At 64.8% G+C, this 18,099-nt stretch carries 18 protein-coding genes and 1 pseudogene; 8 read left to right on the top strand and 11 right to left on the bottom strand.

Going from position 1 to position 18,099, the window contains the following annotated elements; all coding sequences use genetic code 11:
* Positions 1–95: 95 nt before the first annotated feature.
* From OKW40_RS21170 to OKW40_RS21160, 3 genes are all read right to left on the bottom strand, one after another.
* Positions 96–803, bottom strand: a complete 708-nt coding sequence (locus OKW40_RS21170) for a glutathione binding-like protein (protein ID WP_184021434.1) — start codon at positions 801–803, stop codon at positions 96–98.
* A 129-nt stretch (positions 804–932) separates the two neighbouring features.
* On the bottom strand, positions 933–1,154 hold the full coding sequence (locus tag OKW40_RS21165) for a hypothetical protein (protein WP_184045738.1): 222 nt from the start codon (positions 1,152–1,154) through the stop codon (positions 933–935).
* A gap of 229 nt (positions 1,155–1,383) precedes the next feature.
* Positions 1,384–1,575: a CsbD family protein gene (locus OKW40_RS21160; RefSeq protein ID WP_090803583.1), complete on the bottom strand. Its 192-nt coding sequence runs from the start codon at positions 1,573–1,575 to the stop codon at positions 1,384–1,386.
* A 203-nt stretch (positions 1,576–1,778) separates the two neighbouring features.
* Here OKW40_RS21160 and OKW40_RS21155 point away from each other — a divergent pair, with 203 nt between their 5' ends.
* The 5 genes from OKW40_RS21155 (at position 1,779) to OKW40_RS21135 (ending at position 6,462) form a co-directional block, all read left to right on the top strand.
* The gene (locus OKW40_RS21155) at positions 1,779–2,105 is read left to right on the top strand and encodes a hypothetical protein (protein WP_184059513.1); all 327 of its coding nucleotides are present in this window, start codon (positions 1,779–1,781) and stop codon (positions 2,103–2,105) included.
* A 306-nt stretch (positions 2,106–2,411) separates the two neighbouring features.
* Positions 2,412–3,704 (top strand): DNA (cytosine-5-)-methyltransferase, encoded by a 1,293-nt coding sequence (gene dcm, locus OKW40_RS21150; RefSeq protein WP_429491341.1) that lies wholly within the window; start codon positions 2,412–2,414, stop codon positions 3,702–3,704.
* Positions 3,705–3,734: 30 nt separating this feature from the next.
* Positions 3,735–4,181, top strand: coding sequence for a very short patch repair endonuclease (locus tag OKW40_RS21145; RefSeq protein ID WP_184045730.1), 447 nt, complete (start codon positions 3,735–3,737; stop codon positions 4,179–4,181).
* Between the two features lie 241 nt (positions 4,182–4,422).
* Positions 4,423–4,926, top strand: coding sequence for a YbhB/YbcL family Raf kinase inhibitor-like protein (locus OKW40_RS21140; protein ID WP_018419796.1), 504 nt, complete (start codon positions 4,423–4,425; stop codon positions 4,924–4,926).
* Positions 4,927–5,043: 117 nt separating this feature from the next.
* Positions 5,044–6,462, top strand: coding sequence for an MFS transporter (locus OKW40_RS21135; protein ID WP_429406955.1), 1,419 nt, complete (start codon positions 5,044–5,046; stop codon positions 6,460–6,462).
* A gap of 156 nt (positions 6,463–6,618) precedes the next feature.
* Here OKW40_RS21135 and otsA read toward each other — a convergent pair whose 3' ends face one another.
* From otsA to OKW40_RS21105, 6 genes and pseudogenes are all read right to left on the bottom strand, one after another.
* Entirely contained in the window at positions 6,619–8,046 is a 1,428-nt protein-coding gene (gene otsA / locus OKW40_RS21130; RefSeq protein ID WP_090803575.1) for an alpha,alpha-trehalose-phosphate synthase (UDP-forming), read from the bottom strand.
* A 232-nt stretch (positions 8,047–8,278) separates the two neighbouring features.
* Positions 8,279–8,491, bottom strand: a complete 213-nt coding sequence (locus tag OKW40_RS21125; RefSeq protein WP_026225665.1) for a hypothetical protein — start codon at positions 8,489–8,491, stop codon at positions 8,279–8,281.
* Positions 8,492–8,691: 200 nt separating this feature from the next.
* Positions 8,692–8,939: pseudogene (locus OKW40_RS21120) on the bottom strand (hypothetical protein).
* A 139-nt stretch (positions 8,940–9,078) separates the two neighbouring features.
* Positions 9,079–10,479, bottom strand: a complete 1,401-nt coding sequence (locus tag OKW40_RS21115; protein WP_184045722.1) for a sigma-54-dependent transcriptional regulator — start codon at positions 10,477–10,479, stop codon at positions 9,079–9,081.
* A 269-nt stretch (positions 10,480–10,748) separates the two neighbouring features.
* Positions 10,749–11,000 (bottom strand): hypothetical protein, encoded by a 252-nt coding sequence (locus OKW40_RS21110; RefSeq protein ID WP_018419790.1) that lies wholly within the window; start codon positions 10,998–11,000, stop codon positions 10,749–10,751.
* Between the two features lie 99 nt (positions 11,001–11,099).
* Positions 11,100–11,417: a DUF883 family protein gene (locus OKW40_RS21105; protein WP_429356804.1), complete on the bottom strand. Its 318-nt coding sequence runs from the start codon at positions 11,415–11,417 to the stop codon at positions 11,100–11,102.
* Positions 11,418–11,815: 398 nt separating this feature from the next.
* On the opposite strand from OKW40_RS21105, the gene OKW40_RS21100 reads away from it, so the two are divergent.
* The 3 genes from OKW40_RS21100 (at position 11,816) to OKW40_RS21090 (ending at position 14,325) form a co-directional block, all read left to right on the top strand.
* Positions 11,816–12,874, top strand: a complete 1,059-nt coding sequence (locus OKW40_RS21100; RefSeq protein WP_184059525.1) for a sigma-54 interaction domain-containing protein — start codon at positions 11,816–11,818, stop codon at positions 12,872–12,874.
* 339 nt (positions 12,875–13,213) lie between these two features.
* Positions 13,214–13,792: a hypothetical protein gene (locus tag OKW40_RS21095; protein ID WP_184059527.1), complete on the top strand. Its 579-nt coding sequence runs from the start codon at positions 13,214–13,216 to the stop codon at positions 13,790–13,792.
* Entirely contained in the window at positions 13,789–14,325 is a 537-nt protein-coding gene (locus OKW40_RS21090) for a hypothetical protein (RefSeq protein ID WP_429491339.1), read from the top strand. Before OKW40_RS21095 ends, OKW40_RS21090 begins: the two co-directional genes overlap by 4 nt.
* Before the next feature lie 67 nt (positions 14,326–14,392).
* Here the strand turns inward: OKW40_RS21090 and OKW40_RS21085 are convergent, their stop codons facing one another.
* Both OKW40_RS21085 and OKW40_RS21080 read right to left on the bottom strand, forming a co-directional pair.
* Entirely contained in the window at positions 14,393–15,739 is a 1,347-nt protein-coding gene (locus OKW40_RS21085) for an AAA-associated domain-containing protein (protein WP_026225663.1), read from the bottom strand.
* Between the two features lie 19 nt (positions 15,740–15,758).
* A complete protein-coding gene (locus tag OKW40_RS21080) occupies positions 15,759–17,510 on the bottom strand; it encodes an ABC transporter permease (protein WP_090803567.1) in 1,752 nt (583 codons plus the stop codon).
* Positions 17,511–18,099: the final 589 nt, after the last annotated feature.

Genomic DNA, 18,099 nt, shown 5'->3' with positions numbered 1-18,099 from the left:
GCGGAAAAACATGGACGAGCCAGCCATGCGCGGCAACGATGCCGTCGGTATGAAACGCGACGACGCCCAGCGCGGCGAGTGCGCGCAACAGGCCATCAAGCCGGCCGCTGCGGAATATTCAGGCCGCGCACCACCGCCGGACGCTCGACGAACGCCGCCAGCACGCGCCGCACGTTCGGGAAGTCCTGAATGCCGACCAGTTCTCCCGCCTCATAGAAGCCGACCAGATTGCGCACCCACGGGAAGATCGCGATATCGGCAATCGAATACTGATCGCCCATCACCCATGTGCGTCCTTCCAGGCGCTGCTCCAGCACGCCGAGCAGCCGCTTCGATTCGGCGATGTAGCGATCGCGCGGACGCTTGTCCTCGTACTCCCTGCCGGCGAATTTGTGGAAGAAGCCGACCTGGCCGAACATCGGACCGATGCCGCCCATCTGGAACATCACCCACTGGATCGTCTCGTAGCGCCCGGCGGCGTCCCGGGGGATCAGCCGGCCGCTTTTGTCGGCGAGATAAATCAGGATCGCGCCCGATTCGAACAGCGGCAGCGGTTTGCCGTCGGGACCGTTCGGATCGAGGATCGCCGGAATCTTGTTGTTCGGGTTCAACGACAGAAACGCCGGCGTCATCTGATCGTTGGTATCGAAGCGCACCAGATGTGGCTCGTACGGCAAGCCGGTTTCCTCGAGCATGATCGAGATTTTTACGCCATTGGGCGTCGGCAGCGAATAGAGCTGAATCCGGTCCGGATGCTCGGCCGGCCATTTCTTCGTGATCGCGAAAGCGGATAAATCGGTCATGGGTTCGGGTCGCCCTATGGGACAGAAATTGCAAGACCGCCCAATATAAACCGACTCGCCACAACGCGTGCGAGGCCGCGTGAAGACCCTACAAACGCTGCGGCAACAGCGCCGTTCGCGATCGGCGGTTCACCACAAGTCCTTCGTCGCCGTACCCGCGCGCACGTTGAAGCCCTCGCGCCACAGCGCCGCGCCGACCGTCAGCAGCAGCGTCTTTTCGGTGCCGTCGAGCAGTTCCCACGCGGCCGCGAGCCACGTCGCGAAGTTCGCGCAGGTCGCTTCGAGATCGGGCGGCGCCTTGCCTTCCAAATACTGCCGTTCGAACATCGAAAGTATCTTTTCGGGTGTCATTGGCGCGACCTCCTGATGGGATTGCGCCAAGTCTAAAGGGCTCGCAGCGCGCGCGGAATGCCGATCATCGCGACCACGGGTTACTCCCAGGCCGGCCGCCGCGCCAACGTCAGCCGTGACCCAGCTGGTGAAATCGGACGCGTCGTGTCCGACCTGCGCCGTACAAAAAGCAAAGGCGCCGCGACGATCGCGACGCCTCCGCCGTTACGGCAACCTGCATCGAACGGGTTCAGTGACGACCGCGCTTTGCATCGTCCCTGGCGTCTTCCTTCGCATCGCCATAGGCCTTCTGCACCTTGCCGGCGCCCTGCTGCAGGTCGCCTTTGAGTTCCTTCGCAGGGTCCTTCGTGGCCTTGCCGACGGCCTCGTTGACCTTGCCCTTGACCTGCTCGCCAACGCCCTTCACTTGATCCTTGTTCATGCTCGGCTCCCATATGCGTAGTCGACGGAAATGCCGGCGCGGTATCGCGCCGGTGTGTGGGAAGCAGCAACGGCTGTTCCCGGGAGCTGCTCCGCGCGCCGGGCCGCGACACCGACGAACGCCGACGCGCGATCGGGCAAATTTTTTATCAAAAGGCCTAAAGTCTCGCCGCGCACCGCCGTAAATGCGCTCAGGGAGGAGTCATGGACCGCACGGAGACTACGATTTCGGGATCATCGCAAGCTGCGTTGATCGATCACGACATCGCGCACATCGCGCGGGTGATGCACGTATCGCTGCGCGGCGATTTCGGCGGTCCGATCCTGCCAGCCACCTATTGGCGCAAACGACTGACCGCGCTGGTCGACAGCGGCCAGCTTTCTACCGCCCAATTGGACAAAGTCGATAGCCTGTTGCTGCAACTCGATCGGCTGGCCTCGACGCCGCTGCCCGAATGGGAACGCTTCGCGCCCGCGCCGACCTCGCGATTCGAGCCGGCTGGCCCGGTGAAGAAGGTGAAGTCGGCCTGACCGCATCCGCATCCGCCCCACCCGCTGCACCCGCACGCGTGGCGCCAAGCCGGCCCGCGGCTCGTCTTGCGCGCCGCAAAAAAAGCGGCCGGGCACGAGGTCGCGGCCGCCAACACACGTCGCAACGCCGGAAACCAGCGTCACGGGACCAGCGTCTATCCGCATTCGTGACAGGCATGGTTCGCCGCAGACAAACGCAGCGGCGCGACGTATCGCGAAAAATTCCTGATCAATCGGCGCCGACAATAGGGAAAGGGGACGACCTTAGGTCATAATGTCCGCAAAAATTCCCAGCAAGGACGCCACGTGACCCTCGCCGCCCCGTTCGACCTGCTCAAGCAGGCGCGCGCCCGTTTCACCCAACGCGAAATCGCAGCCCATGTCGGCAAGGACATCAAGACGGTGCGTCGCTGGGAAAAAGGTGAAACGCCTTGTCCCGCGATGCTGGAACCCGCGTTGCGCGATCTGCTGCGGCAAGGCGCGCGTGAGGCGCAACACGCGGCCGACGCGGCGCGCTTCCGCTTCATCGATCTGTTCGCGGGTATCGGCGGCATTCGCATGGGCTTCGAGGCGCACGGCGGCGAATGCGTGTTCACCAGCGAGTGGAACGAGTTCTCGACGCGGACTTATCGCGAGAACCACGGCGACAACTCCGCGAGCGGCGGCGCGCACGCGCTGATCGGCGACATCGTCACGTTTCCCGCCGAGGACGTGCCGAGCCACGACGTGCTGCTCGGCGGCTTTCCGTGCCAGCCGTTTTCGATCGCCGGCGTCAGCAAGAAAAACGCGCTTGGCCGGCCGCACGGCTTCGAATGCACGACCCAGGGCACGCTGTTTTTCGACGTCGCGCGCATCATCGCCGCGAAGCGCCCCGCCGCGTTCCTGCTCGAAAACGTAAAGAACCTGCTGTCGCACGACAAGGGCCGCACCTTCGACGTGATCCTGCAAACGCTGCGCGACGAACTCGGCTACGAGGTGCACTACCGCGTGATCGATGGCCAGCATTTCACGCCTCAGCATCGCGAGCGCATCATCGTGGTGGGCTTTCGCGGCAAGACCGGGTTCACATGGGACGACCTGCGCCTGCCCGAACAGGGTCCGCGGCTCGGCGCGATCCTGCATCGCACGGACGGCACGGAACCGGTGCTGCCGTGGGACCATGACCGCTTCTTCGACCACACCGCGCGCCGCGTGCAGCCGAAGTACACGCTCACCCCGAAGCTGTGGGCGTATCTGCAAAACTACGCGGCCAAGCATCGTGCGGCGGGCAACGGCTTCGGTTTCGGCATGGCCTATCCGGACAGCGTGACGCGCACGCTGTCGGCGCGCTATCACAAGGACGGCTCCGAAATTCTCGTCTATCAGGGCGAGGCGCTGCGCCCGCGTCGCCTGACGCCGCGCGAATGCGCGCGACTGATGGGCTTTCCCGACACCTTCAGGATTCCGGTCAGCGATACGCAGGCCTACCGGCAGTTCGGCAATAGCGTCGTGATGCCGGTGATGCGCGAAGTGGCGCGTATCATGCTGCCGCATGTGCAAACCCTGCTTGCCCACCCGACCCGCGATGCGTCGAAACACTCCCTGCCGCTCTACGCGTGAGCGGCCGCGCGACCCGTTGGCCCGCTGACGATGGTCGATATCGTCGATAGCGCGACGCGCAGCCGGATGATGTCCGGCATTCGCGGCCGCAACACCAAGCCGGAGATCCTGATCCGCAGCCTGCTGCATCGGCGGGGCCTGCGCTTCCGGCTCGACGCGCGCGATCTGCCCGGCCGCCCCGACATCGTGCTGCCGCGCTATCGCGCGGTGGTGCTCGTGCATGGCTGCTTCTGGCATGGCCACGACTGTCATCTGTTCAAATGGCCCCAGACGCGGCCCGACTTCTGGCGCGACAAGATCGGCCGCAATCGCAGCAACGACGACAAGGTGCGCGCCGCGCTGCTCGCGAGCGGCTGGCGCGTCGCGGTCGTGTGGGAATGCGCTTTGCGGGGCGCGAATCGCGATATTGCGGGCGTGATCGAGCGGCTCGTCGCGTGGATCGGAAGCGACGCGCCGGAGTTGGAGGAACGCGGCTGAAAACCGCGCGCGACCTGCCCGGCTCGCGCGAGTCTCGCGGCCGCTGGTGCTACACTCGAAAAGCTCACCCGGCGCGCTTTCGAGATGCCTTCGAGGCACGCTTCGGCGGCGTTTTCCGGGTGCTTCCAGGCGCTTTCGCGGCACGTCCTCACGCGCTTCGGCATGCCACGAGATGCGCCTCGCCCGCCGCGACATCGCGAACTCCGACGATCCCAGAACCAATCAACAAGGGAGGCACATCATGGCTGACTTCCGTCTCTGGTCCGACGATTTTCCCACCAACGGCTTCATGCCGAGAGCCCACGAGTACAACGACAAGGCGTTCGGCGGCGACGGCGAAAACATCTCGCCGTCGCTGCAATGGGAAGCGCCGCCCGCGGACACGCAAAGCTTCGCGCTCACCGTTCACGATCCCGACGCGCCGACCGGCAGCGGCTTCTGGCATTGGGTCGTGGTGAACATTCCGGCCGACGCGCGCTCGCTGCCGCGCAACGCCGGCAAGGCTGACGGCTCGCTGCTGCCGCAGGGCGCGATGCAGGTGCGCAACGACTATGGGACGGTCGGCTTCGGCGGCGCCGCGCCGCCGCGCGGCGATCGCACGCATCGCTATATCTTCCGGCTGCATGCGCTGAAAGTGCCGCATCTGCCGGTCAGCGCGGAAACCACCAACGCGGTCGCGCGCTTCATGACGCACCTGAACGAAATCGATTCGACGACCCACACGGGCCTTTACGAACTCAAATAACGCACGCGCGGCGCCGGCGCCCGGTAACGCCGGCGCCGCGCCGACCGATACGCCCGCAGCGGCCAGCGCGTGAGCCGCGCACAGGCGCGCCAACATCTCCGACAAATCAAACAATCGATGCACGCACCCTCCCCGCGCACGGACGGCTCGACGTCCTCCACTTCCCGCTTCGAAGGCAAGGAACTGGGCCTACCGGTCCCACAACGCTACTGGGCGATGCTCGTCATCGCGCTCTCGCTGACGCTCGCGGTGCTCGACAGCGCGATCGCCAACGTCGCGCTGCCGACGATCGCGCGCAACCTCAATGCGAGCGCCGCCGCGTCGATCTGGGTCGTCAACGCGTATCAGCTTGCGATCACGATCTCGCTGCTGCCGCTCGCGTCGCTCGGCGACCGCATCGGCTACCGGCGCATTTATCTGTCGGGCCTGATCCTGTTCACGATCGCGTCGTTCGGTTGCGCGCTGTCGAACTCGCTGGCGACGCTCGCGCTCGCGCGAGTGATCCAGGGCTTCGGCGCGGCCGGCATCATGAGCGTGAACACCGCGATCGTGCGCATGATCTATCCGCCCAACCAGCTCGGGCGCGGCGTCTCGATCAACGCGATGGTGGTGGCGGTGTCGTCGGCGGTCGGGCCGACGGTCGCCTCGGGCGTGCTCGCGATCGCGAGCTGGCCGTGGCTGTTTGCAATCAACGTGCCGATCGGGATTGCGGCGATCGTCGGCGGCTTCAAGGCGCTGCCGATGAACCCCGGCCACGAATCCCCGTACGACTATCTGAGCGCGGTGATGAACGCGTTCGTGTTCGGCCTGCTGATTTTCGCGGTCGATGGCCTCGGCCACGGCGAGCGTTTCGGCTACGTGACGCTCGAGGCGCTCGGAGCGCTGGTCATCGGCTACTTCTTCGTGCGTCGCCAGCTGACGCGGCCCGCCCCGCTGCTGCCGATCGACCTGCTGCGTATTCCGGTGTTCGCGCTGTCGATCGGCACGTCGGTCTGCTCGTTCTGCGCGCAGATGCTCGCGTTCGTGTCGCTGCCGTTCCTGCTGCAGGAAACGTTCGGCATGTCGCAGGTCGAAACGGGTCTTTTGATGACGCCCTGGCCCGCGATCATCATCATCGCGGCGCCCATTGCCGGCGTGCTGTCGGACAGGATATCGGCCGGCTGGCTCGGCGGCGTCGGGCTCGCCGCGATGACCGTCGGCCTGCTGCTGCTCGCGACGCTCGGGCCTCACCCGGACGCGCTGCAGATTTCGTGGCGCATGGCGCTGTGCGGCGCGGGCTTCGGCATCTTCCAGTCGCCGAACAATCGCACGATGCTGTCGTCCGCGCCGCGCGAACGCAGCGGCGGCGCGAGCGGCATGCTCGGCACCGCGCGCCTGACCGGGCAAACGCTCGGCGCGGCGCTGGTCGCGCTGATCTTCGGCGTCGCGCCGCAGAGCGGGACGATCATCGCGCTGTATGTGGCCGCGGGGTTCTCGGCGGTCGCGGCGGTCGTCAGCACGATGCGGGTCATGCAGAAGGCGGCGCAGCCGGCCTGAGGGCTGTGGCCGTTATGCGTGCAAGACATGCACGATAAAAAGGCGCGCATCGCACGAGGCGATGCACGCCTTTTTGCTTTGATCTTCCCTGTCACTCCATGCACGACGTGAGCGGCACACACGCGCCGCCCGCCTGCGCGGGCCGCGCCTGTCGGCTCAGGGCGATGCCGTCACGTCAGCGAGCTTTACCGCTTTGGCCGTCACCGAAGACGCGGTCGCGACGTGGCGCAGATCATCGAGCAACGTATCGCGCCACACCGACAGGTTGCTCTCGCGCATCGGCTCCATCATGTCCGCATGACGCGCCTGACGTTCGGCGAGCGGCATCGCTAATGCGCGCTCGAGCGCTTCGGCCATCTGCGACAGATCGAACGGATTGACGACGAGCGCGCCCGGCAACTGCTCGGCCGCGCCCGCGAATTGCGACAGCACGAGTACGCCCGGATCGGCCGGATCCTGCGACGCGACGTACTCCTTGGCCACCAGGTTCATGCCGTCGCGCAGTGGCGTCACATAGCCGACCTGCGACTGGCGGAAGAGCGCCATCAGCAGATTGCGCTCGTACTTGCGGTTCAGATACTGGATCGGCGTCCAGTCGAGCTGCGCGAACCGGCCGTTGATGCGGCCCGCCTCGCCTTCGAGCGTTTGCCGGATGCGCTGATAGGTCTGCACGTCGGCGCGGGTCGGCGGCGCGATCTGCACGAGCGACACGCGGCCGTGCCAGCCGGGCGCGTTCTGCAACAGCCGCTCGAATGCCTGGAAGCGCTCGACCAGCCCCTTCGAATAATCGAGCCGGTCGACGCTCATGATCAGCTTGCGCCCGCGCATGCCGTCGCGCAGGCTGCGCACCGCCTTGCGGTCGGTGAACTGCTCGGCGGTCTTCGCGATCGCGTCGGGATAGATGCCGATCGGGTACGCGCCGACCTTCAGGAAGCGGTTGTACGCGTGCACCATGCCGTCTTCGCTCGACGTGCCATGGTGACCGCGCTCGATATAGTCGACGAACGACTGGCGATCCGCCTCGGTCTGAAAGCCGATCACGTCGTAGCTGCACATCGCTTTGACGAGTTCTTCATGCGGCGGAATCGTGCGCAACACTTCGGGCACCGGAAACGGAATGTGCAGGAAGAAGCCGATCGGGTTCTTCACGCCGAGCTCACGCAGGCAGCGCGCGAACGGCAGCAGATGGTAGTCGTGCACCCAGATGATGTCGCTGGGCTTGAGCAGTTCCTTGAGCTGCTTGGCGAGCGTCGCGTTGACGCGCTGGTAGCCCGCGTAGTCCTCGCGGTCGTAGCGGGACAGGTCGTTGCGATAGTGGAAGGTCGGCCACAACGTGGTGTTCGAAAAACCGCGGTAGTACTCGTCGTAATCGCGCTTGGTGAGGCCCACAGTCGCGTAGGTGACGTTGCCCTGCTTCTCGATCACGGGCGCGGATGGCTCGCTGACCGTTTCGCCGCTCCAGCCGAACCAGACGCCGCCGGTCTCCTTCAGTGCGTCCAGCACGCCGATCGCGAGCCCGCCCGCCGCCGGACGCGCTTCCTGAATCGGTGCGACACGATTCGATACCACGATCAATCTGCTCATTAGTGCTCCATTGTTTCGTTGTATGCGGAATTGCGCCAAAACGGTGCACGCAATCATCGTGCCGATATATGAGATATCGGAAACAAAGTTGTATGAAAATGTGACAAACGAGCAAATCCCCGCAATCATTACGGATGGCGAAGAAAATTTTTCTGTTAAATCCGACGAATGCGGAGGTCTTTCTTACCGGTATCCCGGTCGCCGGGAGACCCCGCCCGGGTGCTACGCTGCCTCAGGCATCCTGCTCCGAGCCCAGATCGCGCTGGTATTCGAGGCCTTCCTGACGCACCCCGCCCTGGTTGTGCTCGCCGTCCGGCGGCGTATGCGGGGCGATCCGATTCTGCGCGGCCGGGTCCGGCGACACCACCGGCTCAGTCTCGACCTCGGCCGGCCGTGGCCCGCGCTTGGAGTGCCGCGCGGAACGTCGCAATGCGGGGTGTCTCATGATCGTGCCTCCGGGGGAAGCCTGCCGCTTGTCGCGGCATCCCTACAGTCTAGGGGGCGAAACCGTAAACTGCCGGTAAAACATGCGCCGGCTTTGTAACAAATACAGCAATGTTCTGCACCGACCCAGGGCATGGCGCCTTGCAGTGCGGGATGTGGTTCCATCGAGTGCGCGACAGGGCGCCGACCTCGACGGTCGTATCAACATTGCCGCGGTCGCGACGGAGGTCGGTGGCCTGAGGCGTTTGCGTCGGCTGCGGCGGCGGATCGCCGATCGGCGGCGTGACCGGTTCGACGGGTTCGATCGGATCGGGTGTCGGGCCGGGGATCGTGTCGGGTTCGGCCGGGTCCGGCGGCGCGATGGGAGGTGCAGTGGGCGGCTCGACCGGTTCGGGCCGATGAGCGTGCAACCGCCTGGACGGCGCGGAAACGGCGGCGTAATGCGGCAGGTGCGGCAGGTGCGGCATGTCGGTGACCTCGTTTTGCGTTCCACCGGAGCGCAGCAAGGCTTGTGCCGTTCGGGTGCCCGCCCGGAAGCCCGGACGGGCGGATACTGGGGACGCGGATGACGTGCGAACGAGGCGCGGATCAGGCGTCCGCGCCGCCGAGTGCGCGTGATTCGTCGGTGGGATCGCCGTCGTCGCGCGCATCGTTGCCGTACTCGACGAGCCGGTTGTAAAGCGTCTTCAGGCTGATGCCGAGAATTTCCGCGGCGCGTGTCTTGACGCCGCCGCATTGCTCGAGCGTCGCAAGAATCAGCTGACGGTCGGCTTCCGCGAGAGAGGTGCCGAACGGGATCGTGATCGCGGTGCCGGCCGCGGGCTTCGACAGCGTGATTTGCAACGGCACCGTCGCCGTGCTATCCGAATCCCCGCTCGACATGATGTGCGCGCGCTGCACGTAGTTCTTCAGCTCGCGCACATTGCCCGGCCACGGATACGACAGCAGCATGTCCTTCACCGCGACAGGGAAATGCTTCTTCGTGCCGTGACGCTCGTTGAGCTCATCGAGGAACGATTGCGCGAGCAGCTCGACGTCCTTGCCGCGATCGCGCAGCGGCGGCAGGCTGATCGGAAACACGTTCAGCCGGTGGTACAGATCGAGCCGCAGCTTGCCTTCGAGCACCGCCTGCTCGGGATCGCGATTGGTGGCCGCGATCAGACGCACGTCGGTTTCGATTTCCTTGGTCGTGCCGACGCGCATGAACATGCCGGTCTCGAGCACGCGCAGCAGCTTTACCTGCAGCTCGATCGGCATCTCGGTGATTTCGTCGAGGAACAGCGTGCCGCCGTTCGCGCGCTCGAAATAGCCCTTGTGCTGCCGGTCCGCGCCGGTGAACGAACCGCGCTCGTGGCCGAACATTTCCGATTCGATCAGATTCGGCGAAATCGCGCCGCAGTTGACCGCGAGGAACGCGTGCTTGCGGCGCAGGCTCAGCTCGTGCAGCGTCTGCGCGGCAACTTCCTTGCCGGTGCCCGATTCGCCGACCAGCATCACCGAGGCCGCCGTCGGCGCGACGCGGCTGATCTGGTCGTAGACCTCCTGCATCGCCGGCGAATTGCCGAGCATCAGACCGAAGCGGCCCATGCGGCGCAACTCGCCCCGCAGCGTGCCGATTTCGGCCTTCAGGTCGCCGGCGCGCGGCAGGCGCGACAGGATCGACTTCACGCGCTGCATGTTGATCGGCTTCACGAGGTAGTCGGCCGCGCCCATTTTCAGTGCGCTGACCGCCGACTCGACCGTCGCGTGGCCAGTGATCACGATCACTTCGACGCCGGAGCGCGGATCGAGATCTTCGAACAGATCGACCCCGCTGCCGTCGGGCAGCTTCAGGTCGGTGAAAACGACGTCCGGCATCTGCCGGATCAGTTGAATACGCGCTTCGCGCAGATCGCCCGCGGTGGCGGTGGTCAGCCCGTCTTCCCCGATGACGGCGGAAAGTGCCTCGCGGGTACCTGCGTCATCATCGACAATGAGTACATGTGGCATCGCGTTTCGAAAGCCTGCAAGCGTGGGTCAGAAAATATGCGGAACATGCCAATGGGCATGCGGCTGGGTCGGGTCGGCTGCATGACGCGGAATCGATTGCGTTCCGTTCCGCCGACCATTTGATGAAAAATTGCAACAATAACGGCCAAATTCGCGCCAACTTCCACGTCATTGTTGTCTATTTACCTATTATACGGCTTTACAAGATTCATTTAACAATCCCGTTCCAGGCGCCGGCGGCAGGCCGCGTTGCATTCGAGCGAACCGCGTCAGCCGCGCGGAAATGGCCATGCGCGAGGTTCGCCGTTGACCTGCCCCGAGCCGTTGGCGCTGTGCGAGGCAGGCGCCAGCTCGGTCGACAAAGTCGCCGGCGCCGCCACCGCGCCGCCCTCGTTTTCCCAGCGGCTCAGCTCGCGCGCCGGTGAGACCTGGCCCGTGCGCTTGTGTTGCACGTAGCGAACCGCCAGGAAGCCGCCGATTGCCATCAATGCGCCAAAAAAACCAATGGTGGGTCGTGTCATCATGAACTCCTTGGATCGTGATGCGGATGAATGCAGCCGTGCCAAGCGTGCGCCGCGCCTTCCGGCGAGCCGATGCGAGCGCCGCTCGCTGCGCCGCGTCTAACGCGCGGCCAGCACGCCGAGCAAAAAACCGGTGCCCGCCGCGAGCGCGAGCGAGCGCCACGGGTTATGGCGCACATAGTGCTCGGCGCTGACCGCCGCCCCGCGATATCGGCGATGCACGTTGCGTTGCGCATCGCCGAGCGTCGATTGCAGCGTTTCCACGTGCGTGCCGAGCCGGTCGCGCAAGGCGCCGACGCCTTCGCCCGGCACGTTGGCGGCGAGCCGCAGCATTTCCTCCGAGTCCCTCAGCAGCACCCGAAGATCCTCGACGATCTTCTGTCCGCCGAGTGCAAGTTGTTGTGTGGTGTCAGTCATCGTTCACTCCTCGTCTGATTCGGCGTTCGTGCGTTGCCGCGGAATCGGTGCGTCGACCGGTGCAACAGTTCGGGCTTCGGGCGCACGATGCGGGTTGCCGGTTTGCGCTGGCCGGCGGCGCTGCGACGTAGCCGTCAAACCTCGCACGACTCGATCAAACGGTCAATGATGCAATGCATGTGCCCGGTATATTTACCGCTCCAGCGCGCTGATAAAGCCAATCTCGCGCACTTTCGACCGATTGCGCGCACGGCTATTTCAGCGGCTGCCAGTTCGATTGCCGGAATCAGTGTCGAAGTGGTTAAATCGTCTTTTATGAGATAGTGGCTGTACGGTCTATCGCATTCAAGGCCTGCGCGCCGCAACACGAACTCCATTTGCACAGGACTTCCCTTTTTATGGCGTCAATCGATCTGGACTCGCGCACCGTGTCCGCCGGTGGCAATGCTTCGCCACAAGCGAAGCAGCGCGTCGCGGACGCCGTCGCGGGACTGAAATCGTACGGGCTGCTGTACGGCTCGTCGCCGGTAATGCTCGATCTGTACGAACAGATCGAACGCGTCGCGGATACCGACGCGACCGCGCTGATCATCGGCGAATCGGGCACCGGCAAGGAGCTGATCGCCCGCACCATCCACGAGCGCAGCGGCCGCAAGGACGGCGCGTTCGTCGCCGTGAACTGCGGCGCGATTCCCGATGAGCTGATCGAAGCCGAACTGTTCGGCCACGAAAAAGGCAGCTTCACCGGCGCGGTCCAGGGCCGCGTCGGCTACTTCGAACATGCGAACGGCGGCACGCTGTTTCTGGACGAAATCACCGAAATGGCGCCGGTGCGCCAGGTCAAGCTGCTGCGCGCGCTCGAAACCGGCACGTTCTATCGCGTCGGCGGCAACGAGTTGATCAGCGGCAACGTGCGCGTGATCGCCGCGACCAATCGCGACCCCGCCGTAGCCGTCAAGGAAAACGGCTTGCGCGAGGATCTGATGTACCGGCTCGCGGTGTTTCCGCTGCGCGCGCCGCCGCTGCGCGAGCGCGAAAACGATCGCGAGCTGCTCGCGCAACACTTCCTCGCGCAATTGAATCAGCAGGAAGGCACCAACAAGAGCTTCAGCAAACGCTCGATCGAAACGCTGCGTTCATGGTCGTGGCCGGGCAACGTGCGCGAGTTGAAGAACGCCGTCTATCGCGCGTTCATTCTCGCGGAAAAGACGGTTGAATTGCCGCATCCGCATCTTGCGTCGCGAGTCAAGAAAGCGGTCACTCAAGGCGACACGATGAGCGTGTGGATCGGCACGCCGCTCGCCGACGCGCAGAAGCAGATCATTCTCGGCACCCTCAAGTACTGCGGCGGCGACAAGCGACGCGCGGCCAAAGCGCTCGGCGTGAGCCTCAAAACGCTGTACAACCGGCTGAGCGCATACGGCGACGAAAGCGGGGAAGACGAAGCCGACTCATAGGCACGGTGCAACGCGAGCCGTCCGCCGATGGCGGCGGCCAGCTGTTGCGCTGTTCGTCATGATCCTTTCGCCGCGCGTTTCGCGGCACCGAATTCACCTGCTCAACGTCTCACGCCGACGGCAAATTCACCTGATGTCCCCAATACCTGGCAGAGCCAGGTAAGCCCGCCCATGCGACAGAAAACATCGCAGCGCACGATGTTTTGCAATTTCTTGCATTTTTTCGCTGCCAATTACAAAACGCATCCTGCACAATGCGGCTGCATAATGAACGACGTGTCCTTCGTTTACACGCGCGAAGCGTGAACGCAGGCACCTGTACGGGCAGGGACGGGAGAAATGCAAAAGAACATGGTGTGGGCTGTCAACGCGAAGTCCGTTGTCGCTGGCAAACGCCCCCACGTAACAGCGCTGATCGCGCTGGCGCTGGCGGTTTCGTCGGCATTGAGCGGCTGCAGTTCGTTGTACACGGAAGGCGCGGTCGCGGGCGCCGGTGTCGCGGGCGCCGCGGTCGCCAACAAGGTCACCAGCAATGCGGCGGTCGCGACCGGTATCGGTCTTGGCGCGGTCGCCGCCGCGCGCGCCGGTGTGCAGTACTCGGAGCGCGTAGTTCACACGAATACGCAGAACAGCATCGCGCAGGCGGCCGGTCCGCTCGAGGTCGGCGCGGTCGCCCCGTGGAGCATCACCCACTCTTTCCCAATCGAAGACGACGAACACGGCCGCGTGACCGTCAGCCGTCTGATCAGCACCGGCCAGCTCGACTGCAAGGAAATCGTCTTTTCCGTCGATCAAAACGCAACGCGCGACAAGCCCGCGAGCAGCGCGTTCTACATCGCATCGGTTTGCCGTGATGGTAAGGACTGGCGTTGGGCGTCGGCCGAACCCGCCACCGAGCGCTGGGGTGCGCTGCAATGAAATTGCGTTCGCTTGGCGTTCCGATGGGTGATCGGATGCGGCTCATCGCGGCCGGCGCGCTATGCGTCGGCGCGAGCCTGCTGGCGAGCGGCTGCGCGTCGATCGGCGCGGCGAGCGGCGCGGCGGCGGGTATCGCGTCAGGCCTCGTGACCAGCAATCCGGCCGTCGCGCTCGGCGTCGGCGTGGCCGTGCAGGCCGCGACCGACGAAGCGGTCGCGCGCTACATGCGCAGCATGCACGAGGATCAGCAGGATCTGATGGCGGCACTGGTCGGCACGATGCCGGTCGGCGAAACGAAACCGTGGTCGGTCAAGCACACCTTGCCGATCGAAAACGGCCATGGCGAGGTGCGCGTGACCCGCGCGTTCAGCTCGGCGCTCGCGCTGTGCAAGGATTTCGTGTTCTCGGTGCAGGACGGCGACGGCCCGAACGCGCCCGAGAGGTGGTTCACGGCGAGCGCGTGCCAGCAGGACAAGGGTTGGAAGTGGGCGACGGCCGAGCCGGCAGTTGCACGCTGGGGCAATCTGCAATAAAAAAGCGGCGAGGTTTTCCTCGCCGCTTTTTTGTCTGAACCGCAGTCGTTTCCGCGGCAACCCAGGCTTAAGACTCCACGTCTTCCAGACTGAAGATTTCGGTCTGGTCGTTATACGAAAAGATCTCGCCGTAACGGCCCCAGTTGATGACCGCGTCGAGCGTCTCTTCCGCCGCGCTGTCCGACAGGAAGTCCTCGAGCTCCTGCTCGAAACGCACGCGCGGCGCGCGATGTCCGGGCCGCTCGTTCAACACCTTCTTGATCCGCGCCGCGAGCGGCACGTGCCGCAGCAGATGCTCGGCGAACATCATCTTCCGTTCCTGCGTGCCGAACTCGGAGAACACGCGCGCCGGCGGCGTCAGGAAAATGTCGCCCTCGCGCACGTCGGCGAAACCGAGGTGCTGCAGCACTTCGGCGATCGGGAACAGATCGTCGACCTCCAGATGCAGCGAGCGCGCGATTTCCGGCATGTCCGCGCGGCCGTGATACGGCGCGGCGGCGAGCGTTTCGATCAGACCGGCCATCAGGTTGGTCGACACGTGCGGCAGCCAGCTACCGAGCTCCAGCCCCTTCTTGGTCTTTTCGTCGGTCTGACGCGCGGTCATCTTCGCGTAGATCTCGTCGACGAGGCGGCGGAATGCCGGGTCCAGACGGTTGCGCGGATGCTTGAACGGCACCTTGATCTCGGCGATCACGCGGCCCGGGTTCGACGACAGCACCAGAATGCGGTCACACATGAACACCGCTTCCTCGATGTTGTGCGTCACGATCAGCACCGCCTTGATCGGCATGCGCCCCTGCGTCCACAGATCGAGCAGGTCGGTACGCAGCGTTTCGGCGGTCAGCACGTCGAGTGCGGAGAACGGCTCGTCCATCAGCAGCAGCGTCGGATCGACGACGAGCGCGCGCGCAAAGCCGACGCGCTGGCGCATGCCGCCCGACAACTCGCGCGGATACGCGTTTTCGAAGCCGTCGAGGCCGATCAGGTCGATCGCGGCGAGCGCGCGCGTGCGCCGCTCCGACGCGCCGACGCCTTGCGCCTCGAGACCCGCTTCCACGTTCTGCAGCACGGTCAGCCACGGAAACAGCGCGAAGGTCTGGAACACCATCGCGACACCCTTGGCCGGGCCTGCGAGCGGCTTGCCCATGTACGTGACTTCGCCGTCGGTCGGCTCGATCAGACCGGCGATGATGCGCAACAGCGTCGACTTGCCCGAGCCCGAACGGCCAAGCAGGCCGACGATCTCGCCCTCGCGCAGCGACAGATTCGCGTCGTCGAGGACGAGCAGTTCGCCCTGCGTCTTGTTGAAGCCGCGGCACACGTCCTTCACGCGCAGGATTTCCTCGCCGAGGCGCGGGGGCTTCGGCGGCGTCTGGATCGGCGCGGCGGTCATAGCAGCTTTAGGATTTTGCATCGCGTTAAGCCTTCATTTCTCAATCTAGACGGAGCTTGCCTTCGGCGTAGGCGTACATCGGACGCCACAGCAGACGGTTGAACAGGGTCACGAATAGGGACATCACGGCGATGCCCACGATGATCTTCGGATAGTCGCCCGCCGCGGTAGTCTGCGCGATATAGGCGCCGAGGCCATGCGCGGCGACCTTGGTATCGCCCCACTGCACGAACTCGGCAACGATGCTCGCGTTCCACGCGCCGCCCGACGCGGTGATCGCACCGGTCACGTAGTACGGAAAAATGCCCGGCAGCATCGCCTGACGCCACCACTGCCAGCCGCGAATGTGGAAATTCTTGGCCGCCTCGCGGTAGTCGTTCGGATACGAGCTTGCACCTGCAATCACGTTGAACAGGATATACCACTGCGTGCCGAGCACGATCAGCGGCGACAGCCAGATGTCCGGATTCAGGTGAAAGCGCACGATCGCGATCACGAACACCGGGAACAGCAAATTCGCCGGGAACGCCGCGAGGAACTGCGCGAGTGGCTGCATCTTTTCCGCGAGCGCGGGGCGCAGGCCAATCAGCACGCCGACGGGCACCCAGATCACGGAAGCGATCGCGATCAGCACGACCACGCGCAGGAGCGTGATCAGGCCCAGCACGAACACGTGGCCGATCTCGTCGAGCGTCACGCCGGTACGCACATACAGGAACACGCGGTACACCACATACACCGTGGCGAGCAGCACGATCGCCGCCCAGATGAAGTCGCCGAGCTTCGAGTTCTTCTCGCGCTGCGGGATGTGAAAGCGCGGCGCGCTGAACGCCGGCAGTTGGAAGCGCACCCGAGCCGCGCGCGCGAACATCCAGCCGAGCGGCACGAGCAACCGGTGAATCAGCCGCGTGCGGCGGATCAGGTCGAGCAGCCACGATTCCGGCGCATCGCCCGAACTCGTGAACTCCATGCGGAACTTGTCGGCCCACGCGACGAGCGGACGGAACAGCAACTGGTCGTAGGCGAGAATCACGACCGTCATCGCGAGGATGACCCAGCCGATCGCGTGCAGGTTCTTGTCGCTGATCGCCTGCGCCAGGTAGGCGCCGATGCCCGGCAGCGTAACCGTATGATTGCCGACCGTGATCGCTTCGGAAGCCACGACGAAGAACCAGCCGCCCGACATCGACATCATCATGTTCCAGATCAGGCCGGGCATCGAGAACGGCACTTCGAGTTTCCAGAAGCGCTGCCATGAAGTCAGATGAAAGCCGCGCGAGACTTCGTCGAGATCGCGCGGCACCGTGCGCAGCGACTGATAGAAGCTGAACGTCATGTTCCACGCCTGGCTCGTGAAGATCGCGAAGATCGCGGCGAGTTCGGCGCCGAGCACGCGGCCCGGGAACATCGCGAGGAAGAACGTGACCGTGAACGAGATGTAGCCGAGCACCGGCACCGACTGCAGGATGTCGAGAATCGGCACCAGCACGAGACCGGCGCGGCGGCTCTTGGCGGCCAGCGTCCCGTAGACCAGCGTGAAGATCAGCGACGCGACCATCGCCGCGAGCATGCGCAGCGTGGTGCGCATCGCGTACTCGGGCAGGTTGGCCGGATCGAGCGAGATCGCCTGCGTCTTTAGCGTCGACATCGGCGCGAGCGTCTCGTGAAAGCCGATCGACGCCATCGCGATCAGGCAGATGATCAGCGGGAACGCGACGAAGTCCCAGCGGTTGGGCAACACGCGCCATGCCGACGCATTGGCGGTGCGGTTCAGGTTGAAGCTGAAATCCATCAGATGCCCTCCCTCTTCAAACAGGCATTCGAACGCTCGAAGGAGGCCGCGGCTGCTCCGCGGCGGTCTATGGGTCGGTCCGGAAAGCGGAAATCAGGCATGGCAAAACGCGCGTGCGTGGTAAATCGTTAGCGTTGGAGACACATGGGCCGGCAATGGGTAGGTTCGTGAACGCGTCGCCCACGACCACAACCATCACGCCGAACTCCTGTCGCCGCGGGCGCCGCCCGAGGGCTGGCGGGCTTTCCTCGTTTTGGACGGCACGACACTACACCATCCTATGTTTCAGGCACAACCTTTCGCCGCAAATTGCGATACGGCCTCGCGAGGCCGTGGCGTAAGGCTTCAGCAAGCCCCGGCACGCGTCGCCGCGCCGCACTGTACTCTGCTGCCCGGTGCTTCAGCGTGACACGTCGCGGGGCCGTCTCGCGGCGTGGCGCGCAAGCCACATCGGCGCGTCGCCCCGGCCGTCGTCGCTCGATCGCTTCATTGGCCCGCACAGCTATCAAGAAAGCGGCGCGGCTGCCGTTAAGAATCGGATCGGCGCGGCATATGCAGGCGGCATCCCAGCAATAACGGTGGCATCGTG

This window comes from Paraburkholderia sp. RAU6.4a, from assembly GCF_050435625.1.
Classification (GTDB): Bacteria; Pseudomonadota; Gammaproteobacteria; order Burkholderiales; family Burkholderiaceae; genus Paraburkholderia; species Paraburkholderia tuberum.
The sequence above is the reverse complement of the archived record's forward strand: the minus strand, read 5'-3'. Positions and strand labels throughout refer to the sequence as shown.